The organism is Yinghuangia soli, assembly GCF_021502675.1.
Lineage (GTDB): Bacteria > Actinomycetota > Actinomycetes > Streptomycetales > Streptomycetaceae > Yinghuangia > Yinghuangia soli.
This window is the reverse complement of the sequence record NZ_JAKFHA010000038.1, coordinates 39,356-62,574: the sequence shown is the minus strand read 5'-3', so window position 1 is coordinate 62,574 and position 23,219 is coordinate 39,356. Positions and strand designations below refer to the sequence as shown.

Sequence of the window (23,219 nt, the reverse complement as noted above, 5' to 3'; positions counted from 1 at the left end):
GGCGGGGGCCCGCGGGCCGGGGGGCGGGGGGGCCCCCCCCCGGCCGCCCCCCCACCTCCGTGCGTTGCGGACTGCCTTGAGAGGCGGGGTTTCTGACGGATGGTCATTGACTCTGCCAAATGCCGCAAAGTGTGCGAATGGGGGAGTGGAATGCACTATTTGTGGTGATTTGGATATGACAGTTCGGAGCTTGTCAACCTCTTGTGCGGGTCGTCGGCGCGGAGTTAGAAACCCTCCACGAAGAAAGGACCTGTCATGGCCGAACCCGTCATCGTCGAGGCAGTACGCACCCCGGTGGGGAAGCGTGGGGGGACCCTTTCCCGGCTCCATCCGACCGAGCTGCTGGGGCAGACCCTGCGCGAGCTGCTGGACCGCTCCGGGGCCAAGGACGACATCGTCGAGCAGGTCGTCGGCGGCTGCGTGACGCAGGCCGGCGAGCAGAGCGCCAATGTGACGCGGAATGCGTGGTTGGCGGCCGGGCTGCCCTACGACACTGCGTCGACGACCGTCGACGCGCAGTGCGGGTCGGGGCAGCAGGCGGCGCACCTGGTGGCCGGGCTCATCGCGGGCGGCGTCATCGACGTGGGCGTGTCCTGCGGCGTGGAGTCGATGAGCCGCGTGCCGCTGGGGACCGCGAGCGGCGCGCAGGACGGCAGCCCGTACCCGGACGCGTGGGACATCGACCTGCCGAGCCAGTACGAGGCCGCCGAGCGCATCGCGCGGAAGTACGGGATCTCGCGGGAGGCCGCGGACGGCCTCGGGCTGCTCTCCCAGGAGCGCGCCCGGCAGGCCTGGAACAACCACCGCTTCAAGCACGAGACGTTCGGCGTGAAGGTCCCCGCGGGGGACGACGCCTGGCATCTGGTGGAGGAGGACGAGGGGGTCCGGGACACGTCGTTCGAGGCGCTCTCGGCACTGCGTCCGATCCTGCCGGGTGGTGTGCACACCGCGGGCACCGCGTCGCAGGTGTCGGATGGTGCGGCGGCGATCCTGTGGGCCTCGAAGAAGTCCGCGACCGCGCTGGGGATGCGCCCGCGGGCCAGGATCGCGGCGCAGGCGCTGGTGGGCTCGGACCCGTCGCTGAACCTGGACGGATCGATCGCCGCGACGCGCGCGGTGCTGGGGCGGTCCGGGCTGAGCCTGGACGACATCGACCTGGTCGAGGTCAACGAGGCGTTCGCCGCGGTGGTGCTGGCCTGGACGCGGACGTTCGCCGCCGACATGTCCAAGGTGAACGTGAACGGCGGCTCGATCGCCCTGGGGCACCCGGTGGGCGCCACCGGGGCCCGGCTGATCACCTCGGCGCTCCACGAACTGGAGCGGACCGACAAGGAGTTCGCTCTCATCGCGATGTGCGGGGGCGGCGGCCAGGCGTCCGCCACCATCATCCAGCGGATCTGATCGGCGGTGCGGTCCGGGGCGGGAGGGTTCGTGTGCCCTCCCGCCCCGGCCGTATGTGTCAGATTGCGCCGTAGCGGATCGGGTCGTCGGTGTTCACCGCGCCGGCCTGGCCGCGCTTGACGAGGTGGCGCAGGTGGGCGGCCGCCTCGCTCAGCGCGATCTGGCGGTTCTGCAGGCCGAGTTGCTCCCACGGGCGGTTCCAGTCCATGCCCACCGCGATCTCCCAGAGTGTCAGCGGCGTGGACAGGCGCGCGAGGAGCGTGCCGAGGCGCTGCTCGTGGAAGGCGACGATTTCGTCGACGCGCCCCGCGGCGTCGGTGAAGTTGTGCTTGTGGGCGGGCAGGACGCCGGTGACGGGGAGTGCCGCGACGCGGGCCAGGGAGGCGAGGAAGTCGCCCAGGGGGTCGGCTTCCTCGGTGTCGTCGTAGAGGCCGATATGCGGCGTGATGGACGGCAGCAGGTGGTCGCCGGAGAGGAGGCGGCCGGCGCGTCCGGGGCCGCTGCCGATGCCCTCTTCGAGGTGCAGGCAGACGTGCCCGGGGGTGTGGCCGGGCGTCCACACGATCCGCACGTCGCGGCCCGCCACGTCGGCCAGCTCGCCGTGCACCAGGAAGCGGTCCGGGGTGTGCAGGCGGAACTTGGGCTTGATGACCGCGGATTCCATGGACGGCTTGCGCATCTCGGCGAGGGCGTCGACGGCTTCCTGGGGGGCGCCCGCGGCGCGCAGTGCGCCGAGGTGGTGCTCGAGCCAGCGGGAGCGCGGCGCGGTGTTGATCAGGTGGACGTGGGCGGCGTCCGCCTCGTGCATGGCCACCCAGGCGCCGGACGCCTCGACCACGGCGTACGTCAGGCCGTGGTGGTCGGGGTGGTTGTGGGTGGCGATGACGCCGTGCACCGCGGAGAGCGAGCTGCCCATCGACTCCAGGCCCGAGGTGAGCGCGGCCAGCGAGGCCGGGTCGTCCCAGCCGGCGTCGACGAGGACCGGGCCCGCGGGGCTCTCCAGGGCGTAGACGTTGGTCCAGCCCAGCGGGTTGTCCGGGATCGGTACCGGGATGGTCCACACGCCGCCGCCGAGGTCGGTGGCCGCTACCGGGGTCGACGCCTGGTCAGAATCCATTGCCGTCATGGTCGTCCTCCCCGACTGGGTGCACGGTGCACGCTTCGCCTTCGCAATATAATTGACGCGGTCTAGCAATTTCGCCCGGGGCGAGCCGGGATCACCCGTACGAGGCGGGCGGGGCGCAGGGTCGGCGTGGGACTCCGGGTGAGACTCCAGTCTCATTCATGCGCCGATTCCGTTGTTACCGCCGCGTGCAACTGATATCTGTTCTACTCAGCAGACGCATGCACACGCGTCGGCGGACTACGAGGCCCGAGCCCTACGGAGAAGCAGGTGGCGGACGTGCTGGACTACGGTCAACTGTTCATCGGCGGGAACCTGGTCGACCCGCACGGGTCGGATGTCATCGAGGTCGTCTCGCCGCACACCGAGCAGGTCATCGGCCGCGTGCCGCACGCGTCCAAGGCCGACGTGGACGCCGCGGTCGCCGCGGCCCGCCGGGCCTTCGACGAGGGCCCGTGGCCGCGCATGGCCCTCGAGGAGCGCCTGGAGATAGTCGGGCGCATCAAGGACGCGTTCATGACGCGCTACGACGAGATCGCCAAGCTCATCAGCTCGGAGAACGGCTCGCCGTACTCCTGGAGCATCTTCGCCCAGTCGATGGGCGCCGGGATGCTGTACGACACGGCCATCAACACGGCCCGCGCCTACCAGTGGGAGGAGAGCCGGGCCGGCGTCCTCAACCCGCTGATCGTGCGCCGCGAGCCGGTCGGCGTCGTCGCGGCCGTGGTGCCGTGGAACGTCCCGCAGTTCGTCACCGCGGCCAAGCTCGGCCCGGCCTTCGCCGCGGGCTGCACGGTGGTCCTCAAGCCGTCCCCGGAGACCCCGCTCGACGCGTACATCCTCGCCGAGATCTGCAAGGACGCCGGGCTGCCGGACGGCGTGCTCAACATCGTCCCGGCGGACCGCGAGGTCAGCGAATACCTCGTCGGCCACCCGGACATCGACAAGGTCGCGTTCACCGGCTCGGTCAACGCCGGCAAGCGCATCATGGAGGTCGCGGCCCGCAACCTCACCCGCGTCACCCTCGAACTGGGCGGCAAGTCCGCGGCGATCATCCTGCCGGACGCCGACCTGGAGCACACGGTGCCCGGCCTGATGCCGAACGCCTTCATGAACAACGGCCAGGCGTGCGTCTCGCAGACCCGCATCCTGGTCCCGCGCAGCCGCTACGACGAGATCTCCGAGCGCATCGCCGCCTGGGTCTCCGAACTCGTGGTCGGCGACCCGCTGGACCCGGCCACCCAGGTCGGCCCGCTGGTCGCGGACCGGCAGCGGCAGCGCTCGCTGGACTACATCGCGATCGCCCAGGACGAGGGGGCCAAGCTGCTCGTCGGCGGCGGCCGCCCGGCGTCGCAGCCGACCGGCTGGTACGTCGAGCCCACACTGTTCGGCGACGTGGACAACTCCATGCGGGTGGCCCGCGAGGAGATCTTCGGCCCGGTCGTGTGCCTGCTGCCGTACGGCGACGAGTCCGAGGCCGTCAAGATCGCCAACGACTCGGAGTACGGCCTGTCCGGCAGCGTCTGGACCGAGGACGTCGAACGCGGTCTCGGCGTGGCCCGCCAGGTGCGCACCGGCACCTACTCGGTGAACACCTACGGGGTGGACTTCAACGGCCCGTTCGGCGGCTTCAAGAACTCCGGCATCGGCCGCGAGTTCGGCCTGGAGGGCCTGTCGGCGTACGTCGAGAGCAAGTCGATCGTCATGCCGAAGGGCTACGGCGAGGCCTGAGCCCGGCGCGCGGTCCGGCGCGGTCCGCGCCGGACCGCGAAGTGCCGTGCCGCAGCCGTGCAGTACAAGAACCGCGAACCGCGAACGAAGAGGTGACATCCCCCATGGGCGACAAGTGGCGCGTCGAGGTCGACCGCAGCGTCTGCATCGGCTCCGGCATGTGCATCGGCAGCGCGCCGGACGACTTCAAGCTCGACGCGGGCCGGCAGTCGCACCCGCGCCTGGAGATCCTGCCGTCCTCCGACGCGGTCATGGAGGCCGCGGAGAGCTGCCCGGTCGAGGCCATCTCCATCTTCGACGCGGAGACCGGCGCGACGCTGTTCCCGCCGGACTAGCCGGGCCGGCCGGACCGGCCGCAAACGCCGAGGGGCGGACCGCCGCGGGCCTCAGGCCCGGCGTTCCGCCCCTCGGCGCGCAGCCGATTCGACACGTGTCATGCGGAATGTTGCGTTTCGCCTGCTTCGTCCGCAGAGCCCGGCTCCTCGGGGATCAGCCGGGCGACCGTCTCGATGTCCAGGCGCACCTGGGCGATCGAGGCGCGGCCGTTCAGCCACGAGATCAGGGACGAGTGCCAGGTGTGCGTGATCACCCGGATCACCGCGAGCTCGGCCGGGCCGGGCTCGACCGTCAGGTCCTCGTGGATGGCCTCGTAGATCATCTGCGTGGTGATCCGGCTGACCCCGTCCACCTCGGCCGAGACCGAGCGGTCCGCGAACTGCAGGGCCCGCATCATGGCCTCGGTCAGGTGCGGCTCGCGCTGCATGCCGCGGAACGCGCGCAGCAGCGTGTCCACGACCCGGTCGCGCGGCGGCAGGCCCTTGTTGGGCTTGCGGCGCAGCTGCCCGCCCAGCTGCTCCAGCTGGTCGTACATGGTCGCGACCAGCAGGTGCACCTTGGACGGGAAGTAGCGGTACAGCGTGCCGAGCGCCACTTCGGACATCTCGGCCACCTCGCGCATCTGGACGGCGTCGTAGCCGCCCTGCGCGGCGAGCCGGGTCGTGGCCCGCAGGATCCTGCGTCTGCGGGCCTCCTGGCGCTCCGTGAGAGGCGCGCCGGCGCCCTTGGTGTACGTCGTCATCATCCGCCCGTCTGTCGTCGTCCTGGGCATGCCGGACACTGGAGTTCACCTGACTGCACTTCAGATACGGCCCCGGTGTGTGTTACGGGTCACGCGGGGGCCTGTGTGACCGGTGCCCGGCGGTATCTTGCAGTCTCCGACGGGCCAATATTGAAACTCGTTCTAGATTACGCGACTACTATGCTCCGCCAAGAGCGTCGAAGGGGGCCATTCGTGATACGGAAGACCGAGGAGGCCGCAGAAATCGGCGCCTCCGCCGCGCCTTCCTCTGCGGATCGGCCGCTCAGAATCGCCCTCCTGGCGTACCGCGGGGACCCGTTCTGCGGCGGCCAGGGCGTGTACGTCCGGCATCTGTCGCGTGAACTTGCCCGGCTCGGCCACCACGTCGAGGTCATCACCGGACCGCCCTACGCGGTCGTCGACGACGTCCCCGGCAACCCGGTGAAGCTCACCAAGCTTCCCAGCCTCGACCTGTACCGCGACCCGGACCCCTTCCGGCTGCCCCGGCCGCGCGAGTACCGCGACTGGATCGACGTGCTGGAGGTCGGCGGCATGCTGACCGCCGGCTTCCCCGAGCCCCTCACGTTCTCGCTGCGCGCCGCCCGGCACCTCAAGGCCCGCCGCGCCGAGTTCGACGTCGTGCACGACAACCAGACCCTGGGCTACGGCCAGCTCGCGCTGCCCCGCATGGGCTTCCCGCTGGTCACCACGATCCACCACCCGATCACCGTGGACCGGGCCCTGGAGATCGCCGAGGCCGCCACGCTGCGCCGCAAGCTCACGCTGCGCCGCTGGTACGGCTTCACCACCATGCAGAAGCGCGTCTCGGCCCGCCTCCCCGAGGTGGTCACCGTCTCCGGCTCCTCGAAGGCCGAGATCATCGAGCACCTCGGCGTCGCCCCGGACCGCATCAGCGTCATCCCGGTGGGCGCCGACACCGACCTGTTCTCGCCGAGCGACGCGATCGCCAAGGTGCCCGGCCGGATCGTCACCACGGCCAGCGCCGACGTCCCGCTCAAGGGCCTGATCTTCCTGGTCGAGGCGCTCGCCAAGCTGCGCACCGAGCGGGACGCCGAACTCGTGGTGGTCGGCAGGCCGCGCCCCGACGGGCCGGTCATGAAGGCCATCGACCGGCTCGGCCTGGCCGGTGCGGTCCGCTTCGTCAGCGACCTCACCGACGCCGAGCTCGTCGACCTGATCCGCAGCGCCGAAGTGGCCTGCGTCCCCTCGCTCTACGAGGGTTTCTCGCTGCCCGCCGCCGAGGCCATGGCCTGCGGCACCGCGCTGGTGGCCAGCACCGGCGGGGCCATACCCGAGGTGGCCGGCCCGGACGGGGAGACCTGCCTCGCGGTGCCGCCCGGCGACGCCGAGGCGCTGCGCAAGGCCATCGGACGGCTGCTCGACGAGCCCGCCCTGCGCGGCAGACTCGCCCGGAACGGCCGCGCCCGGGTGCTCGAACGCTTCACGTGGCGCAACGCGGCGGTGCAGACCGCCGAGCGCTACCGGGCGGCGATGCACGCCGGCTGACCCGGCGGCGCCCCGCACGGGCCCGCGGCCCGCACCCCGGGCCGCGCGCCGGAACCGCCGCACCGACCAGCTTTCCGCACCGCGTTTCGCACCGTGTTTCGCATCGCAGTACCGCACAGGAGACGGAGCCGCCGACTTGCTCACCGTGGATTTCTCACGCTTCCCGCTGGCGCCGGGAGACCGGGTCCTCGACCTGGGCGCCGGCGGCGGCCGTCACTCGTTCGAGGCCCTGCGGCGCGGTGCGCACGTGGTCGCGCTGGACCGCAGCGAGAAGGACATCGCCGAGGTCGGTGCGATGTTCGCGGCGATGGCCGAGGGCGGCGAGGTGCCGGCCGGTGCCACCGCGACCGCGCTGGTCGGCGATGCGCTCGCGCTGCCGTTCGAGGACGCCAGCTTCGACAAGGTGATCATCTCCGAGGTGCTGGAGCACATCCCGGACGACAAGGGCGTGCTCGCCGAGATCTTCCGGGTGCTCAAGCCGGGCGGCCTGGCCGCCATGACGGTGCCGCGCTACGGGCCCGAGAAGGTGTGCTGGGCGCTGTCCGACGCGTACCACGAGGTCGAGGGCGGGCACATCCGCATCTACAAGGGCCACGAGCTCGTGGAGCGCGTCGAGGCGGCCGGATTCGAGCCGTACGCGGACCACTTCACGCACGCGCTGCACTCGCCGTACTGGTGGATCAAGTGCGCGGTCGGCGTCGACAACGACAAGGCGCTGCCGGTGCGCATGTACCACAAGCTCCTGGTCTGGGACATCATGAAGGCGCCGCGCACCACGCGCTGGGCCGAGAAGGCGCTCAACCCGCTGATCGGCAAGAGCTTCGTGGTGTACGCGACCAAGCCCCGCGAGACCGCCGGGGCTGCGGCATGACGCGCCTTGGGGCCCACGGGGGCACAGGTCGGGAGTCGCTCGAACTCCTGGCACTGGACGGGGTCCTGACGGTCGATCAGATCGCCCGGACGATCGACGGCATCGCCTCGATCCAGCGTCCGGACGGGTCGATCCCGTGGTTCGTCGGCGGGCACCTGGACCCCTGGGACCACACCGAAGCCGCCATGGCCCTCGACCTCGCCGGCCGCCACGACCTGGCCGAACGCGCCTACCGCTGGCTGGCGTCCCGGCAGAACCCGGACGGGTCCTGGTACGCCGCGTACGTCGACGGCAAGGTCACCGACCACAACAAGGAGGCCAACTTCACCGCGTACCTCGCGGTCGGCCTCTGGCACCACCATCTGCTCACCGGCGACGAGGAGTTCCTCGTCCGCATGTGGCCGCACCTGAAGAGCGCCACGCAGTTCATCCTCGACCTGCAGGCGCCCGGCGGCGAGATCCGCTGGAAGCGCGAGGCGGACGGCACCGCGGTCCCCGACGCGCTGCTCACCGGCTCGTCCAGCATGTACCAGGCGCTGCGCTGCGCCCTCGCGGTCGCCGACCACCTCGGCGAACCGCAGCCGGACTGGGAGCTCGCCACCGGCCGCCTCGGCCACGCTGTCGTGTCGCACCCCGAGCGGTTCCTCGACAAGAACCGCTACTCGATGGACTGGTACTACCCGATACTCGGCACCGCGCTCCGCGGCGAGGCCGCCGAGCAGCGCATCGCCGACCACTGGGACACCTTCGTCGTCCCGGGGCTCGGCGCCCGCTGCGTCTCGGACCGCCCCTGGGTGACCGGTGCGGAGAGCTGCGAACTCGCCATCGCCCTGTGGGCGCTGGGGCAGAGCGACCGGGCCGTCGAGATCGTCTCGTGGGTGCAGCGGCTGCGCCACGATGACGGCCTCTACTGGACCGGCTACGTCTTCGAGGACGACGCGATCTGGCCCGAGGAGCGCACCGCGTGGACCGCGGGCGCGATGATCCTGGCCACCGCGGTGCTCGGCGGCGAGCCGGCCACCACCACGGTCTTCGGCGGCGAGAGCGGCTACGCGGAGACCGGCCTGCCGGTCGGCATGGCCCCCTCCGACGTCCGCTGCGGCTCCGACCTGTGCGTGGAGCCCCGCGGCTGAGCAGTGCGGGAAGAACGGCGGCGGGCGGTCCCGGTTTTCGGGCCCGCCCGCCGGTGCGTGCGGCCCCGTCCGAGCGTGTGGGGCGGCACATTGCGGCGCGTCCGACTGGCGGCCGCACGCCGCATGGGGTCGAATGCGGACGACGCAATCGCAGGCAGCACCCGGGACGGGGGAAGGCCATGGCAGAGCCGGACTACAGGTGGACGCACGACGAGTACTGCGAGCTGTTCGTCGCCGAGGCGGACCGGATCGCGGCGCTCCTGGCGGGGGCCGACCTCGGGACACCGGTGCCGACGTGCCCTGAATGGACGCTGGCCAAGCTGGCCAAGCACCTCGGGATCGCGCACGCCTGGTCGGCGGCGAACGTGAAGGCCGGGCCGGACGGCGGCCCGGTGGCGCCGCGTTCGCTCGACCTGGGGCTGCCCGCGGACCCGGCCGGGCTGCCGGAATGGCTGGCGGCCGGCGCGCGCCGCTCCGCGGACTTCCTGCGCGAGGCCGGACCCGACGCGCCCGCCTGGACGTTCGGGCCGGTGCCGCACGCCCGCTTCTGGGGCCGCCGCATGCTGCACGAGACGATGGTGCACCGGCTGGACACCGAAATCGCCCTCGGAATCGCTCCCGAGATCGCTCCGGAGACCGCGGTGGACGGCATCGACGAGCTGCTCACCATCCTCCCCGGGGTGGCCGGGCGCACGGTCGCGCCGGGCGGCGGCGAGACGCTGCACGTCCACACCTCGGGCGGCGACGTGCCCGGGGAGTGGACGGTCACGCTCGCCCCGGAGGGCTACCGCTGGGAGCGCGGCCACGCCAAGGGCGACGCGGCACTGCGCGGCCCGGCGGCGGACGTGTTGCTGGTGATGACCCGGCGCCGGGATGCGGGCGCTGCGCTGGCCGCGGGCGCGGTCGAACTCTTCGGCGACCGCGCCGTATTGGACAAGTGGCTGGCCGCCAGCGCGCTTTAGCGGGACGAGCAGAACGAGCAGCCGAGCAGGACGTGCAGCCGAGTGGGCGGAGCCGCCCGCCGGTCGCCCCTGGACGTGTCCCTGGTGTCCGGGGCGCACGGTGCCGCAGATGTGCCGAGGGCCCGCCCCTCCCGCCGTTCGGCGGGTGGGCGGGCCCTCGGGAAACCGCAGCGGCCGGCTCAGTCGTTCGCGAGGTCGGCGAGCAGCTTCAGCGCCGTCAGGTCGCGGGTCGTCACGATCATGTCGGTGACGTGCTCGTCGTCCTTCCAGGCCTGGAAGCGCTCGCGGATCCGGTCCGCCGGGCCGACCAGCGCGATCTCGTCGACGAACTCGCTCGGCACCGCGGCGATCGCCTCGTCGCGCTTGCCCTCGAAGAACAGGTCCTGGATGCGGTCCGCGGCCTCGGCGTAGCCGAAGCGCCGCATCAGGTCGGCGTGGAAGTTCTTGGACTTCGCGCCCATGCCGCCGACGTAGAAGCCCATCGCGGCCTTGATCGGGAACATCGCCTGCTCGACGTCGTCGCCCATCGCGACCTGCACCATCGGGGCGATCCGGAAGCCCTCGGGCTTGTCGCGCAGCGACTCGGCGTACACCGCGGGGTTGAACGGCGACCAGTGCAGCGGCAGCCAGCCGTCCGCGACCTGGGTGGTCAGGTGCACGTTCTTGGGGCCTTCGGCGCCCAGGAAGACCGGCAGGTCGGCGCGCAGCGGGTGGGTGATGGGCTTGAGCGGCTTGCCGAGCCCGGTGCCGTCCTCGCCGCGGTAGGGGTGCTGCGCGTAGCGGCCCTCCAGCGCGACCGGGCCCTCGCGGCGCAGGACCTGCCGGATGACGTCGACGTACTCGCGGGTGAAGGTCAGCGGGCTCTTCGGGAACGGCCGCCCGTACCAGCCCTCCACGACCTGCGGGCCGGACAGGCCCAGGCCGAGCAGCATGCGGCCGCCGGACAGGTGGTCCAGGGTCAGCGCGTGCATCGCGGTCGCGGTGGGCGTGCGCGCGGTCATCTGGGTGACCGCGGTGCCCAGGTTGATGCGCGAGGTGTTCGCGGCGATCCAGGTGAGCGGGGTGAACGCGTCCGAGCCCCAGGACTCCGCGGTCCACACCGAGTCGAAGCCGAGGCGCTCGGCCTCCTGGGCGAGTTCGACGAACCCGGCCGAAGGGCCGCGGCCCCAGTATCCGAACGTCAGACCGAGCCGCATCGCGTTTCTCCTCGAGGCCGGGGGACCGTCCTTGACAGGACGTCAGCTTCCGCCTGGCACTGTAGAACACGTTTTACTTTGCTGGCCATGGGGGCCGCACGGATCACACGCGGGACGCCGTCGCGCCGCACCGCGCGCAGCCGCCGGAACGCCGAGAGGGCGTCCACCGCCTTCGCGGTGGACGCCCTCTCGGGAGTGCTGCAGCGGAGCGTCAGGCGGACTTCTGGATGCCCGTGACGTTCCACAGGACGCCGCGGACGCCGTCGACCTCGACCATGATGCCCTGGCCGTGGTTCGCGACCGCGAGGTACCAGACGCCCGGGTTCAGCGACGCGGTCGGCGCGTTGGTGTTCGCGTCCACCAGCTGGCGCTGGTCCGGCACCGAGAACCAGTACGGCTGGAACGACGGGTCGCCGCCGGCCGGCGCAGCGGCCGGAGCGGCACCGCCGTACGGGGTCGGCTGCGGGGCCGCACCGTAACCGCCGGGCTGCGCCGGGGCACCGTACGCGCCGCCGGGCTGGCCGTAGCCGCCGACCTGCTGCGGCTGCCGGCCGGCGCCGCCGCCGATGCCCAGCGGGGCCTTCAGCGCGGGCACGAACTCGGCCGTGATGACGACCGCGGCCAGCAGGAACGCGAGCAGCACGAGGAAGATGCCGCCGACCGCCAGGTCGATGCCCTCCGGGCCGCCGATGAGGACCCAGAAGGCGTTCAGTGCGCCGATGGCGGACAGCGGGAGGCCCCACTGCTTGAGGTTCAGGCCGGCGAACTGGATGTGCGGCAGCAGGCTGCCCAGGACGTACAGGGCCGCACCGATGATCGGGGTCAGCACGAGCGCCGACGTGAGCGGCGCCCAGTCCGAGGCCCAGGCGTTCCACGAGTCACCGCCCGGCACGTCGACTTCGTAGTACTTCAAGAACGAGAAAATGAAGGTGAGCAGCGCGATGCCGGCCGCAGCCGCATCGACGCGGGTGATCTTGCTGATGTCCACTAGGGGTCTCCTCCCGAGGGGGTGGGCGCCGCCAGGGTACGGGGGCGACCCGAATTGCCGCGCCGACCGCGCCCCCGCGCGCTGCCGGTGCCTATGGGGTTGATGTCTTCCGGTCGGACACTGTGCCAGATCCGGTCGGGGGCGGGTGGACCGCCGGTCGGGGGGCGACGCGGCGGTACCCGGCTTACCAGGGAAAGTTCATCTTGTGTCGGTGCGCCATTACTCTCCGCGCTGGATGCCGGATGTGTTCCACAGCACACCCCGCACCCCGTCCACCTCCACCACGAGCCCGTCGCCGGCCGGTTCGACCGCCAGGTACCAGCTGCCCGGAACCAGGGTCGCCACCGGCGTCTTGTCCAGGCCGCCCAGCGGCAGCAGCGGGCGCTCTTCGGGGACGGCCAGCCAGAACTGCGCGAACTCGGCGGCCGGCGCCGGGGCGGGCGCCGCAGCGGGTGCGGCCACCGGGGTGCCCGACGCGGGGGTGACCGGCGGCGGCATCTGCGACACCGGGGTACCGGGCGGGACGCTCGGCTGCGCGTACGCACCCGTCCCGTAGCCGGGCAGGCCGGAGTTGCCGGGCTGCCCGGGCTGGCCGGGGCCGGGCTGGCCCGGCTGCGCCGGGATGTAGCCGGTCTGCGGGTACTGCGGCGGCGTCACGAACAGCGGGTACGCGAGGCCGGGCACCCGGTCGATGATGATCAGCAGCACCGCGAGGATCAGCGTGAACGGCAGGATGACGAACGCGCCGAACGCATGCTCGCTCTCGTAGCCCATCTGCTCCAGCGGGATGTCGGCGTTGCCGAACACATTGCCGCCGAGCGACCACAGGGCACTCCACGCGGCCACCACGCCGAGCGCCGTGGCCCACTGACGCAGCGTCAGGCCGCCGACCGGGCGCTGGTCGGCGTTGATCATGTAGCGGTACATGACCAGGAGCAGGAAGGAGAGCAGCGGCAGCAGGATCACCACGGCCATCAGAGGCCAGTGGTCCTGGGCCCAGGCGTTGACGGACAGCGTGTCCCCGTCGCTCGACGAGCGGCTGTCGCTGTCGCCGTCGCCGAAGCCGAAACCGCGGCCCCCGCCGTCGATCGGCTTGCCCTCGAAGTACGGGGCGAACGACATGCCGAAGATCAGAGCCACACAGACGAAGACCAGGCCGTCTCCCCGTGTCAGGCCTCTCTGGTTCACGATGCTCCTCTGGGTCGCGATGGGGACGTGGACGCGAACGGTTCCGGAAACACCCCGCGGCGGCCCGTACGGCGGTCGAACGCATGCCGTGCCGATACTGCGGAGCCGGGACGCGGCCGAAGTGCGGTCGGCCGTGTGCGGCGGGGCAGGTCCGGGCGCCCGGGATTGCGATGGTGCTGCGATGCCGTGTGCTGCGGTGCCGGGTGCTGTACCGCCGCGGTGCGGCGGGGCAGCGCCCCTGCGCGCGGTGCGCAGGGGCGGTGGTGCGCCGGACAAGGGAAGAAGTGGCGGTCAGGTCCCCTTCGTCAGGTGGTCGCGGATGCCGTTCGCGATGCCCTCGGCGGCCTTCTGGCGCCAGGCCGGGTCCGACATGCGGGCCGCGTCGACCGAGTTGCGCATGTTGCCGCACTCGATGAAGACCTTGGGCACCGTGGACAGATTGAGGCCGCCCAGGTCGCCCCGGACGTCGATGCCGTTCTGCCCGACGTAGTTCGCCGGACGGGCCCCGGTGGCCTGCGCGAACGCCTGGGCCAGCGCATCGCCCAGGGCCCGCGACGGAGCCATGATCGGCCGGGTGTCCGTGCCGCCGCTGCGCACCTCGGACGGGACGATCACGTGGAAGCCGGTGCCGCTCGCCGAGGCGCCGTCGCCGTGGATGGACACCACGGCATCGGCCTTGGCGGCGTTGCCGATCCGGGCCCGCTCGTCCACGCAGGGCCCGTAGGCCCGGTCGCCGTCCCAGGTGAAGAGCACCCGGGCGCCCATCGCGGTCAGCGCCTCGCGGGCCCGGGCCGCGACGTCCAGGGTGAACTTCGCCTCGCTGTACCCGGCGTTGGTCTCGGTCCCGGTCGTGTCGCATTCCTTCTTGAAGCCGCCCGCCTCGACCTGCCGGTTGATCTCGGCGGTGTGCCGGGTGTTGCCCGGGTTGTGCCCGGGGTCGATGACCACGGTCTTCCCGGTCAGCGGCTTGGTCCCCGTGCCCGGCGGTACGGCACGGGTCGTGGCGGTACCCGGTGTGGCCCCGCCGACGTCCGAACCGGGGCCGACCGCGGTGGCGGGCGGTCCGGGGAGCGGCGCGGTGGCGCCGCCGCCGGTGGGCAGGATCTCCGCGGTCGGGCCGGTGCCGGTCCCCGGGCCGGTGCCGGGACCGGCCGCGGACCCGTCCGCCGAACTGCTGCCTGCGGACGTGATGCTCGTCCCGCCGCCGTCCGGCCAGCCGACCGCGACCGCGGTGCCGGCGAGCAGCGCCAGGACGCCGAGCGCGACCGCCACGGTCGTGCGGGTACGCCGCCGGTCCGCGTCTTGCTGCGCGCGGTCCCGCCGCCTGGGGGCAGGCGGGCTGTCCCATGGCTCCCACGGATCAGATGGCAAGCTCGGTCCTCGTCGGCAGTGCGAAGTCGGTCGCGACCGGGTTCCAGGCCCGGACGAACGCCTGCTTGGCGGCCGTCGCCCGGCCGCTCGCGAGGTCGCCCGCGGCCTTGAACGAATCCCCGGCGCCGCAGCCGTCCGAGGCCTGCGCCGCGGCCCACTTGGCGTACTCGTCGTCCGCGCTTGCGGACTCCCGCCAGGCGGTCCGCAGTTGCTCGAGCGCGGGCGACAGGTTCGGCAGCGCGTCGAAGCGTAGCGTGTCCAGTTCGGTGAGCAACGCCCTACGGGCGTCTCCGGCACGCACCAGGGCGTCGTGTGCGGCGGTCAGCGAGCTGCAGCCTTCCGCCGCGTTGACCGCGTCGATGACCGACTGCCGCGAAGTGCCGCTGCGGCCCAGCAGGTTGCTGAGCGCACCGGCCTGGGTGGCCGGATCGGCACTGGGCGAGGCGGACGGGGAGGCGGTCGCGGATGCCGAACCGCCGGTGCCGGACGGTGTTCCGCCGCCCGGCGCGAGACCGGCGCTCGTCGGGTTCGCCCCTGGGGTGGTCCGGCCGGTCGGCCCGGGGACAGGCGGTGACGAGTCGGCGACCTTTGCGGTGTTGTCCTTGTGCCAGGGGCGCATCACGACGACGGTCGCGGCGGCGGCGAGCAGCACCACGATCGCGGTGATCAAGGCAAGGGTGCGGAGCCGCCCGTCGTCGGATTCGCCTGCCCCACGGGCGGGTTGGTGGATGCCGGGTCCGGCCGGGGGGATCGGCGCCCACACGCCGGGTGCCGCGGGCATCCGCGCGGCGGTCGCCTGGCCGGGGGCGGAGAACGCACCCGGGGTGCCGTGCGGGGGAGTGAAGGGGCCGGGTGTGCCGTGCGGCGGGGTGAACGGACCGGGCGTCCCGTGGGCGGGAGTTCCCGAGCGCGGCGGGCCGGTCGGCGCGCCGGGACCCGAGGGGGTGCCGCGCGGCGGGGTGCGCGGGCCTGCCGCGGCGTCCGCGAAGGTCGCCCCGCGCGGCATGCGCGGCGGCTCCTGGCTGCGCGCGAACCAGCCGGGCGCCATTTCGTCGCCGCTGCCGTCCGCGACATCGCCGGGTATGAGAGGACCGGGTGCCCCGCCTGCACCGGAGGGCAGCGCCAACGGCCCGGGGGCGCCGGGGCCGAGGGCGGGCTTGGCGGCGCGCTGGTCGATCGCGCGCGGTGCGGTGGGCCGGTCGTGCACGCCGGGAGCGCCGCCGGGTGGAGGCCCGGACTGCGGCTGCCGGGGCCCGTGCGGACCCTGCGGAGCCGCGGGACCCTGCGGACCCGAGGGGCGCAGCTCGGTGGGTTGCCCGTGCACTCCGGAAGGGCCGCCCGCGGGCGGTGCCGCGGATCCCGGACCGGGGCCGGTTTGCGGGGACCGGGGCGGGATCGGCGCCGGGGCGTTTGCCGGACGCGGGTTCTGCGGGGTGCCGCCGGCTGCCGGGGCGTGCGGCGTCAGGCGGGTGGGCGCGAGGTGCACGTCAGGGGCGTGCGCCGGGCGCGGAGGAGGACCGCCCGGGGCCCGCGGCCCGGCGGGCGGGGTGCCCGGGGCGGGCGGGCGGCCGGACCCGCCGGGGGCACCCGGGTTGCTCGGGTTGCTCGGCGGGCGCGGTGCAAAGGGGTTGGGCAGTTCGTCCGGATCACCGTGCGCGGCGCCCGGGACCGCCGGGTCCGCGGGGCCTGCCTGGGTCGGCGCTTCGGCCGTCGGCTGGTCCGCGGTCGGTCGGTCGGGAGCCGGACGGGTCACCCAGCGACGGGTCGCCGGGTCCCAGACCCGCTCGTTGTGTTCGCCCTCGGCCATTTCGGATCCCCGTCAGATACGGACCTCGTCGGGGCACATAGTTTCCCGCTTCCGACCGGGCCGTGTCACTGGCTTAGTTGATGTTTGCGGCACTTCCCTCGCCGCCCGTCGACATACCGCCAAGCGGCGGCAGGACGGAATGTCGACGTGGCGACGAGGCAGTGGTGGTGCAGTGGCGGTGCAGGGGTGACGCGGGCTCAGATCCCGTCGCCGGTGCGCCGCAGCACGCGCAGCGATCCGTGCCCGGCGGCCTCGGTGAAGGCACCGGACGCGAGTGCGCGCAGGTAGACGCGGTACGGCGCCTGGCCGCCGTCCGCCGGGTCGGGGAAGACGTCGTGGATCACCAGCAGACCGCCCTTGGCGACGTGCGGAGCCCAGCCCTCGTAGTCGCCGCTCGCGTGCTCGTCGGTGTGGCCGCCGTCGATGAACACCATGCCGACCGGGGTGTTCCACAGCGGCGCGACGGTGCGCGAGTGGCCGACGAGCGCGACCACGTGGTCTTCGAGGCCGGCCTTGTACAGCGTGCGCCGGAACGTCGGCAGGGTGTCCATCACGCCGACCTCGGCGTCGACCAGCGTCGGGTCGTGGTACTCCCAGCCCGGCTGCTGCTCCTCGGAGCCGCGGTGGTGGTCCAGCGTCACCACGACGGTCCCGGCGTCCCGGGCGACCGCGGCCAGCAGGATCGTCGAGCGGCCGCAGTACGTGCCCAGTTCGAGCAGCGGGCCGACCTTCGCGGCCTCCACGGCCGCCGCGTACAGCGCCGCGCCCTCGTCGGCGGGCATGAAGCCGACCGCGGAGTCGAAGGCGTCCAGTACCTGCGGGTCGATGGCGCCGTTCGTGGTGCGGTCCGTCATGCGCGTCCCCTGCTCTGAGCCCTCGGCGCCCCTGTCTTCTTCGGGGCGTGTGGGCGATCATCCTGCCGCAGCGGGGGAGCGGCTGCCGTGTCGAGGGCCACATCCGGCGTGCGGAGGACTTCCGGCACTCCCCAACAAGTGAAACGCGTTCTACTATCGCGACGACGGTCAGGCATTTTCAGGACGCCTCGCAGGTACGCACGTGCAGCGAGAGCAAGTGGAGAGGGCACCATGGCGATCGGTATCACGGAGGAGCACCGGGCACTCGAGGAGTCGGTGCGCGGGTGGGTGCAACGCGTTTCACCGATCGGCGAGGTACGCCGCGCCCTGGAGGCGGAGGCCGAGCAGCGTCCCGCGTACTGGGCGGGCCTGGCCGAGCAGGGCCTGCTGGGCATGCACATCGCCGAGGAGCACGGCGGCGCCGGCTACGGCCTGGTGGAGGCCGCGGTCGCGCTGGAGCAGGCCGGCCAGGGCATACTCCCCGGCCCGTTCCTGCCGACCGTGCTGGCCTCCGCGGTCATCGGCGCCTCGTCGTCCGCGGAGCTCGCCAAGGAACTGCTGCCCGGCATCGCGGAGGGCGCCGCCATCGCCGCCATCGCGCTGGAGCCCGGCAGCCTCACCGCGGCCGCCGCGGACGGCGGTTTCACCGTCTCCGGCGCCGCCAAGCCGGTGCTCGGCGCCACGAACGCCGACCTGCTGGTGCTGACGGCCCGCCAGGAAGACGGTCCGGACCTGTGGTTCGTGCTGGACGCCGCGGACGCGGCGATCGGCGAGCTCAAGAGCGTCGACCCGACGCGCCGCAGCGCGCAGGTCGCGCTGGAGGGCGTCACCGTCCCCGCCTCGCGCGTCCTGGCCGTGGACACCGCTCTGGTCCGCGACTACGCCTCCGTCCTGCTGTCCGCCGAGGCCGTCGGCGTGGCCACCTGGGCGCTCGAGTGCGCGACCGAGTACGCGAAGGTGCGCGAGCAGTTCGGCCGGCCGATCGGGCAGTTCCAGGCCGTCAAGCACATGTGCGCCGACATGCTGGTCCGCGTCGAGCAGTCCCGCGCGGTCACCTGGGACGCCGCCCGCGCGATCGGCGAGGACCCGGCCACCCGCGGGCTGGCCGCCGCCATCGCCGCGACGTACGCCATCGAGGCCGCGTTCACCACCACCAAGGACTGCGTGCAGATCCTCGGCGGCATCGGCTTCACCTGGGAACACGACGCGCACATCTACCTGCGCCGGGCCATGACGCTGCGCCAGTACGCCGGCCCGGGCAGCGCGCACAAGCTGCGGGTCACCGAACTGGCGGTCCAGGGGGCGCGCCGCGAGCTGGTCCTCGACCTGCCGGAAGGCGCCGACGCGCTGCGCGAGCGGATCCGCGAGGGCATCGCCCCCGCGGTCGGCAAGAACGCCGACGAGGCGCGCATCGCGCTGGCCCCGACCGGCTACGCGGCGCCGTACCTGCCCGCGCCGTACGGCCTGGGCGCCGGCCCCATCGAGCAGTTGGTCATCCAGCAGGAGATGAAGGCCGCCGGGGTGCGCCTGAAGGACATCACGATGGGCAACTGGGTGCTGCCCTCGGTCCTCGCGTACGGCACTCCCGAGCAGCAGGAGAAGTTCGCGCTCACCACGCTGCGCGGCGACTTCCAGTGGTGCCAGATGTTCTCCGAGCCGGGCGCCGGCTCCGACCTGGCGTCGCTGTCCACCCGGGCCACCAAGGTCGAGGGCGGCTGGCTGATCAACGGCCAGAAGGTGTGGACCTCGCGGGCCAAGGAGTCCGAGTGGGGCATCCTGCTGGCCCGCACCTCGCCGGAGAAGCCGAAGCACGACGGCCTGACCTACTTCATCGTCGACATGTCCTCGCCCGGCCTGGACATCCGCGGGCTGAAGGAGATCAGCGGCCTGGCGATGTTCAACGAGATCTTCATCGAGGACCTGTTCGTCCCGGACTCGATGGTGGTCGGCGAGGTCGACGGCGGCTGGCAGGTGGCCCGCAACACGCTGGGCAACGAGCGCGTGCACATGGGCGCCGACTCGTCGTTCGGCGCGGGCATCGAGAACCTGGTCGCGGCGGTGGCCGGCCCTGCGGGCGAGTTCGTGGACGGCGGCTACCGCGAGCGCCTCGGCGCGCTGATCGCGGAGGCGTCCTCGCTCGCGCTGATCGGGCTGCGCACCACGATGGCGCAGATCTCCGGCCTGGAGGCCGGCCCGGGCGCCTCGGTCCGCAAGCTGGTCGGCACGCCGCACCAGCAGCGCGAGTCGGAGCTCAGCCTGGAGATCCTCGGCGCGCTCGGCGCGGTGGACGAAGGGGCGGGCGCGAAGGCGTCGTTCGGCTTCCTGATGAGCCGCTGCCTGACCATCGCGGGGGGCACCACGCAGGTGCAGCTCAACGTCGTCGGCGAGCGGATTCTGGGGCTGCCCCGTGACCCTGCGCCGTCCGAGAAGTAACTTGATCGTGTCTAGGAATTTGACCATCGGTACCGGAGGGCAGCGCAGTGTCTGACAAGGTCTTCATCGTCGGCGTCGGCATGACCAAGTTCGAGAAGCCGGAAAGCAAGGACTGGCAGTACTACGACATGGCCAAGGAGGCCGGCGAGAAGGCGCTGGCCGACGCGGGCATCGCGTACGACCTGGTCGAGCAGGCTGCGGTCGGCTACTGCTTCGGGCCGTCCACCCAGGGCCAGCGCGCCGTGTACGAGCTGGGCCTGAGCGGCATCCCGGTCTACAACGTCAACAACAACTGCGCGACCGGCTCGTCGGCGCTGATGATGGCCCGTCAGTTCGTGCAGGGCGGCCTCAACGACTGCGTGCTCGCGCTTGGCTTCGAGAAGATGACCAAGGGCGCCATGGGCGGCGACGCGGGCGCCGGCGGCTTCGCCACCAGCCCGGTCGGCCGGCACTACGGCATCATGGCCGCGAAGTACCCCTTCGTGATGGCCCCGCCCACCGCGCAGATCTTCGGCAACGCGGGCCGCGAGCACATGGAGCGCTACGGCAGCACCGAGGAGCAGTTCGCGCTCGTCGCGGTCAAGAACCACAAGCACTCGGTGAACAACCCGTACGCGCAGTTCCAGGACGAGTACTCGCTCGAGGAGATCCTGGGCGCCCGCCAGATCCACGAGCCGCTCACCAAGTTCCAGTGCTCGCCCACCTCGGACGGCGCCGCCGCGGCCATCGTGTGCAGCGAGCGCTTCGTGATCGAGCACGGCCTGCAGGACCAGGCCGTCGAGATCGTCGCCCAGACGATGACCACCGACACCGCCGAGGCCTTCGACGGCTCGGTGATCAACGTGGTCGGCAAGCCGATGTCGCGCCTCGCCGGCGAGCAGGTCTTCGCCGCGTCCGGGCTGACCATCGACGACGTCGACGTCATCGAGCTGCACGACTGCTTCTCGGTCAACGAGATCCTCACCTACGAGGCGCTCGGCATGGCTCCGGACGGCGAGGGCGGCAAGCTCATCGCCGAAGGCGCCACCACCTACGGCGGCAAGTGGGTCGTCAACCCGTCCGGCGGCCTGATCTCCAAGGGCCACCCGCTGGGCGCCACCGGCCTCGCCCAGGCCGCCGAGATCAGCTGGCAGCTGCGCGGTCTCGCGGACGCCCGCCAGGTCGCGGACGCCAAGATCGGCCTGACCCACAACATCGGCCTCGGCGGCGCCGCGGTCGTGGGCCTGTACCGGCGCGGCCAGTTCTGATCCGGCCGTACCGCGGACAGTCCTCCACCCCGGCGGATGTGAGGGTCTCCCGGGGCGGATGCCGAGGGTTGTGAGGGCCTGAGGCGAGAAGGAAGGGGTGTGCGGCTCCGGCCGCGCACCCCTTTCTCTTGCCGATTTCCTGCTCTTCTCTTGCCTTCTCCGGTCTGTGTACCGGCCCTGTTCCGCCGGGACGCCCGGGGCGGATGTCCCGGCCCCGAGCCGGGTCGGTCGGCTCAGGACGGCGGGACATCCCGTGCGCAACAGTCGTCTGCGTCCACAGCCCGACGACCTTGGAGCCCTGATGTCCCGCAGGATCCGCCGTGCGCTGCTCGGCGCGCTGCTCTCGCTCTCCGCGACCTTCGGCCTGGTGGCCGGCACGGCCGCCCCCGCGCACGCCGAGGACGCGACCGTCTACGCCGTGCAGCTCAGGTGGTACATCGTGCTCGCCACCCAGGACAACAACGACGTCGACGAGGTCTACATCAAGGTCGACGGCACGACCGTGTGGGGTCCGTACGACTCGCACCGCAACCACTGGATCAACCTGGAGGTCCGCACCCCGGTCTTCTACTTCGACTCGGTCGGCGCACCGATGTACATCGAGATGTGGGACCGCGACCCGGGCCGCAACGACAAGGTCGGCGGCTTCCACGTCAACACCGCGACGTGGGGTCCGCCGCTCGGCGACCGCACCCAGCGGCTCAGCGGCAACGACGGCATCTACGACCTGGAGTACCGGGTCTGGCGGGTCAACTAAAGGTCCGGACCTTCGGTGACCGGGGTGTACGGTTTCGGCCGTACACCCCTCTCGTCCGGAACCGAGTACCCAGCACCGTGCCCCAGCAAGACCCCGCGCTTCCGCCCCGCCCCCTCCTCGCCGACCTGCGCGCCGACTGCGGCAACTGCTTCGCGCTCTGCTGCGTGGCCCTCCCGTTCGCCAGGTCCGCGGACTTCGCCGCCGACAAGCCCGCCGGGCGCCCCTGCACCAACCTGGCCGCCGACTACCTGTGCACGATCCACACGGACCTGCGCGGCAAGGGCTTCTCCGGCTGCACCGTCTTCGACTGCTTCGGGGCCGGCCAGAAGATCTCCCAGGACACTTTCGGCGGCCGCTCCTGGCGCGGCGATGCCGACACCGCCCGCCGCATGTTCGCCGCCTTCCCGGTCATGCGGCAGCTGCACGAGCTCCTCTGGTACCTGACCGAGGCGCTCACCCTCCCGGCGGCCCGCCGACTGCATCCCGAACTGCGCCGCGTACGCGACGAGATCGACGCCCTGACCCGCGGCGACGCCGAGGCGCTCACCGCCCTCGACGTCCCCTCCCGCCGGGCCGTCGTCGGCGAACTCCTCGGCCGCACCAGCGAACTCGTCCGCGCCACGCTCGGCCGCAAGACCCGCAACCACCGCGGTGCGGACCTCGCCGGCAAGAAGCTCAAGGGCGCCGACCTGCGCGGGGCCAATCTCCGCGGCGCCCTTCTGCTCGCCGCCGACCTCCGCGGCGCGGACCTCCGCCAAGCCGACCTGCTCGGCGCGGACTTCCGCGACGCGGACATCAGCGGCGCCGACCTCACCGGCGCCCTCTTCCTCACCCGGCCCCAGGCCAATGCCGCCCGCGGCGACGCCCGCACCCGCCTCCCGGCGGCCCTGGAGCGGCCGTCGCACTGGCCGTCCTGAACCGGACCTGCAAAACCGGCAAGCGGTATAGCCAAAGTTTGGCTATACCGCTTGCCGCTTTCCTGCGTGCTGGCTAACTTCGCTTTCAGGCAAGCAAGTTGGCTGCAACCGAACGGAGCCTTCGATGCTCTTCGACTCCGCGTTCGACAACCCCGACATCGCTCCGGACTTCGACCCCGACGATCTCGAAGGCTGCGTACCGAGCTACACGTGCGAGGGCGAACAGGTAGGCGACGCCTGGCACGTCACGGTGCGCGGACTTCCCGGCGGCGCCGAGGTCCACGTCCAGGGCAAGACCTGGCGCAAGGCGAAGCGGCACACCATCGACGCCGTGCAGAAGGCCCTCGGCCCGGACAGCGGCGTGTACGGCCTGCAGTTCGTCCCGGCCGACCCGGAGGCCGCCGAAGCCGTCGACGCGTACTACGAAGCCCGCCAAGCCCTCTGCTTCGCCGAGCAGAAACTGCGCGACACCGCCCGAGAGGCCGCCCGCACGCTCACCGCCCAGGGCTGGTCGAATCGCGACACTGGAAGCGTCCTCATGATGTCCCACCAGCGGATCTCCCAACTCGCCCCGCGGGACGCCCGGCAGGAGTGACAGACCGCCTTCCGGTAAGGGCGGCAACTTGTTGTTGTGC

The 23,219-nt window shown here is 72.3% G+C and carries 20 protein-coding genes; 12 read left to right on the top strand and 8 right to left on the bottom strand.

The features are described 5' to 3' along the window. The first annotated feature begins 255 nt into the window (after positions 1-255). Positions 256-1,401, top strand: coding sequence for a steroid 3-ketoacyl-CoA thiolase (locus LZ495_RS36930; RefSeq protein WP_235057539.1), 1,146 nt, complete (start codon positions 256-258; stop codon positions 1,399-1,401). Between the two features lie 58 nt (positions 1,402-1,459). On the opposite strand, the gene LZ495_RS36925 is transcribed toward LZ495_RS36930, so the two are convergent. Beyond that, the gene (locus tag LZ495_RS36925) at positions 1,460-2,518 is read right to left on the bottom strand and encodes an MBL fold metallo-hydrolase (protein ID WP_235057538.1); all 1,059 of its coding nucleotides are present in this window, start codon (positions 2,516-2,518) and stop codon (positions 1,460-1,462) included. Positions 2,519-2,794: 276 nt separating this feature from the next. Here LZ495_RS36925 and LZ495_RS36920 point away from each other — a divergent pair, with 276 nt between their 5' ends. Together LZ495_RS36920 and LZ495_RS36915 are read left to right on the top strand one after the other, a co-directional pair. Then, on the top strand, positions 2,795-4,255 hold the full coding sequence (locus tag LZ495_RS36920) for an aldehyde dehydrogenase (RefSeq protein WP_235057537.1): 1,461 nt from the start codon (positions 2,795-2,797) through the stop codon (positions 4,253-4,255). Between the two features lie 104 nt (positions 4,256-4,359). Beyond that, on the top strand, positions 4,360-4,590 hold the full coding sequence (locus LZ495_RS36915) for a ferredoxin (protein ID WP_235057536.1): 231 nt from the start codon (positions 4,360-4,362) through the stop codon (positions 4,588-4,590). A gap of 98 nt (positions 4,591-4,688) precedes the next feature. On the opposite strand, the gene LZ495_RS36910 is transcribed toward LZ495_RS36915, so the two are convergent. Further along, positions 4,689-5,363, bottom strand: coding sequence for a TetR family transcriptional regulator (locus tag LZ495_RS36910; protein WP_235057535.1), 675 nt, complete (start codon positions 5,361-5,363; stop codon positions 4,689-4,691). Between the two features lie 150 nt (positions 5,364-5,513). Between LZ495_RS36910 and LZ495_RS36905 the strand changes: the two genes are divergently transcribed. The 4 genes from LZ495_RS36905 to LZ495_RS36890 all read left to right on the top strand — a co-directional run bounded on the left by LZ495_RS36905 (position 5,514) and on the right by LZ495_RS36890 (position 9,826). Further along, complete coding sequence (locus tag LZ495_RS36905; RefSeq protein WP_235057534.1) at positions 5,514-6,860, top strand: glycosyltransferase family 4 protein; 1,347 nt, start codon at positions 5,514-5,516, stop codon at positions 6,858-6,860. 136 nt (positions 6,861-6,996) lie between these two features. Continuing rightward, positions 6,997-7,731 (top strand): class I SAM-dependent methyltransferase, encoded by a 735-nt coding sequence (locus LZ495_RS36900; protein WP_235057533.1) that lies wholly within the window; start codon positions 6,997-6,999, stop codon positions 7,729-7,731. Next, positions 7,728-8,864 carry a prenyltransferase/squalene oxidase repeat-containing protein gene (locus LZ495_RS36895; RefSeq protein WP_235057532.1) on the top strand — a complete coding sequence of 379 codons (1,137 nt, stop codon included), beginning with the start codon at positions 7,728-7,730 and terminating at the stop codon, positions 8,862-8,864. The genes LZ495_RS36900 and LZ495_RS36895 overlap by 4 nt, the downstream gene beginning before the upstream one ends. A gap of 179 nt (positions 8,865-9,043) precedes the next feature. After that, the gene (locus tag LZ495_RS36890; RefSeq protein WP_235057531.1) at positions 9,044-9,826 is read left to right on the top strand and encodes a maleylpyruvate isomerase family mycothiol-dependent enzyme; all 783 of its coding nucleotides are present in this window, start codon (positions 9,044-9,046) and stop codon (positions 9,824-9,826) included. Positions 9,827-10,005: 179 nt separating this feature from the next. On the opposite strand, the gene LZ495_RS36885 is transcribed toward LZ495_RS36890, so the two are convergent. The 6 genes from LZ495_RS36885 to LZ495_RS36860 form a co-directional block, all read right to left on the bottom strand. Beyond that, a complete protein-coding gene (locus LZ495_RS36885; protein WP_235057530.1) occupies positions 10,006-11,022 on the bottom strand; it encodes an LLM class F420-dependent oxidoreductase in 1,017 nt (338 codons plus the stop codon). Positions 11,023-11,233: 211 nt separating this feature from the next. Further along, on the bottom strand, positions 11,234-12,010 hold the full coding sequence (locus LZ495_RS36880; RefSeq protein ID WP_235057529.1) for a DUF5336 domain-containing protein: 777 nt from the start codon (positions 12,008-12,010) through the stop codon (positions 11,234-11,236). Positions 12,011-12,229: 219 nt separating this feature from the next. Further along, complete coding sequence (locus tag LZ495_RS36875; protein WP_235057528.1) at positions 12,230-13,198, bottom strand: hypothetical protein; 969 nt, start codon at positions 13,196-13,198, stop codon at positions 12,230-12,232. Positions 13,199-13,489: 291 nt separating this feature from the next. After that, positions 13,490-14,470: an N-acetylmuramoyl-L-alanine amidase gene (locus LZ495_RS36870; RefSeq protein ID WP_235057527.1), complete on the bottom strand. Its 981-nt coding sequence runs from the start codon at positions 14,468-14,470 to the stop codon at positions 13,490-13,492. An 88-nt stretch (positions 14,471-14,558) separates the two neighbouring features. Beyond that, the gene (locus LZ495_RS36865; RefSeq protein ID WP_235057526.1) at positions 14,559-15,776 is read right to left on the bottom strand and encodes a hypothetical protein; all 1,218 of its coding nucleotides are present in this window, start codon (positions 15,774-15,776) and stop codon (positions 14,559-14,561) included. A gap of 797 nt (positions 15,777-16,573) precedes the next feature. Next, on the bottom strand, positions 16,574-17,230 hold the full coding sequence (locus LZ495_RS36860; RefSeq protein ID WP_235057525.1) for a class I SAM-dependent methyltransferase: 657 nt from the start codon (positions 17,228-17,230) through the stop codon (positions 16,574-16,576). A gap of 231 nt (positions 17,231-17,461) precedes the next feature. On the opposite strand from LZ495_RS36860, the gene LZ495_RS36855 reads away from it, so the two are divergent. The 5 genes from LZ495_RS36855 (at position 17,462) to LZ495_RS36835 (ending at position 23,179) form a co-directional block, all read left to right on the top strand. After that, positions 17,462-19,663: an acyl-CoA dehydrogenase family protein gene (locus tag LZ495_RS36855; RefSeq protein WP_235057524.1), complete on the top strand. Its 2,202-nt coding sequence runs from the start codon at positions 17,462-17,464 to the stop codon at positions 19,661-19,663. Between the two features lie 47 nt (positions 19,664-19,710). Next, positions 19,711-20,910, top strand: a complete 1,200-nt coding sequence (locus tag LZ495_RS36850) for a lipid-transfer protein (protein WP_235057523.1) — start codon at positions 19,711-19,713, stop codon at positions 20,908-20,910. Positions 20,911-21,211: 301 nt separating this feature from the next. Beyond that, a complete protein-coding gene (locus LZ495_RS36845; protein ID WP_235057522.1) occupies positions 21,212-21,667 on the top strand; it encodes a hypothetical protein in 456 nt (151 codons plus the stop codon). A gap of 77 nt (positions 21,668-21,744) precedes the next feature. Continuing rightward, a complete protein-coding gene (locus LZ495_RS36840) occupies positions 21,745-22,584 on the top strand; it encodes a pentapeptide repeat-containing protein (protein ID WP_308268697.1) in 840 nt (279 codons plus the stop codon). 124 nt (positions 22,585-22,708) lie between these two features. Continuing rightward, entirely contained in the window at positions 22,709-23,179 is a 471-nt protein-coding gene (locus LZ495_RS36835) for a hypothetical protein (RefSeq protein ID WP_235057521.1), read from the top strand. The last annotated feature ends 40 nt before the right edge of the window (positions 23,180-23,219 follow it).

Excerpts from the sequence above, each read along its gene's own strand:
- LZ495_RS36930 (WP_235057539.1), top strand. The coding sequence starts at position 256 with ATGGCCGAACCCGTCATCGTCGAGGCAGTACGCACCCCGGTGGGGAAG.
- LZ495_RS36925 (WP_235057538.1), bottom strand. The coding sequence starts at position 2,518 with ATGGATTCTGACCAGGCGTCGACCCCGGTAGCGGCCACCGACCTCGGC.
- LZ495_RS36915 (WP_235057536.1), top strand. The coding sequence starts at position 4,360 with ATGGGCGACAAGTGGCGCGTCGAGGTCGACCGCAGCGTCTGCATCGGC.
- LZ495_RS36910 (WP_235057535.1), bottom strand. The coding sequence starts at position 5,363 with ATGCCCAGGACGACGACAGACGGGCGGATGATGACGACGTACACCAAG.
- LZ495_RS36905 (WP_235057534.1), top strand. The coding sequence starts at position 5,514 with ATGCTCCGCCAAGAGCGTCGAAGGGGGCCATTCGTGATACGGAAGACC.
- LZ495_RS36895 (WP_235057532.1), top strand. The coding sequence starts at position 7,728 with ATGACGCGCCTTGGGGCCCACGGGGGCACAGGTCGGGAGTCGCTCGAA.
- LZ495_RS36890 (WP_235057531.1), top strand. The coding sequence starts at position 9,044 with ATGGCAGAGCCGGACTACAGGTGGACGCACGACGAGTACTGCGAGCTG.
- LZ495_RS36885 (WP_235057530.1), bottom strand. The coding sequence starts at position 11,022 with ATGCGGCTCGGTCTGACGTTCGGATACTGGGGCCGCGGCCCTTCGGCC.
- LZ495_RS36860 (WP_235057525.1), bottom strand. The coding sequence starts at position 17,230 with ATGACGGACCGCACCACGAACGGCGCCATCGACCCGCAGGTACTGGAC.
- LZ495_RS36855 (WP_235057524.1), top strand. The coding sequence starts at position 17,462 with ATGGCGATCGGTATCACGGAGGAGCACCGGGCACTCGAGGAGTCGGTG.
- LZ495_RS36845 (WP_235057522.1), top strand. The coding sequence starts at position 21,212 with ATGTCCCGCAGGATCCGCCGTGCGCTGCTCGGCGCGCTGCTCTCGCTC.
- LZ495_RS36835 (WP_235057521.1), top strand. The coding sequence starts at position 22,709 with ATGCTCTTCGACTCCGCGTTCGACAACCCCGACATCGCTCCGGACTTC.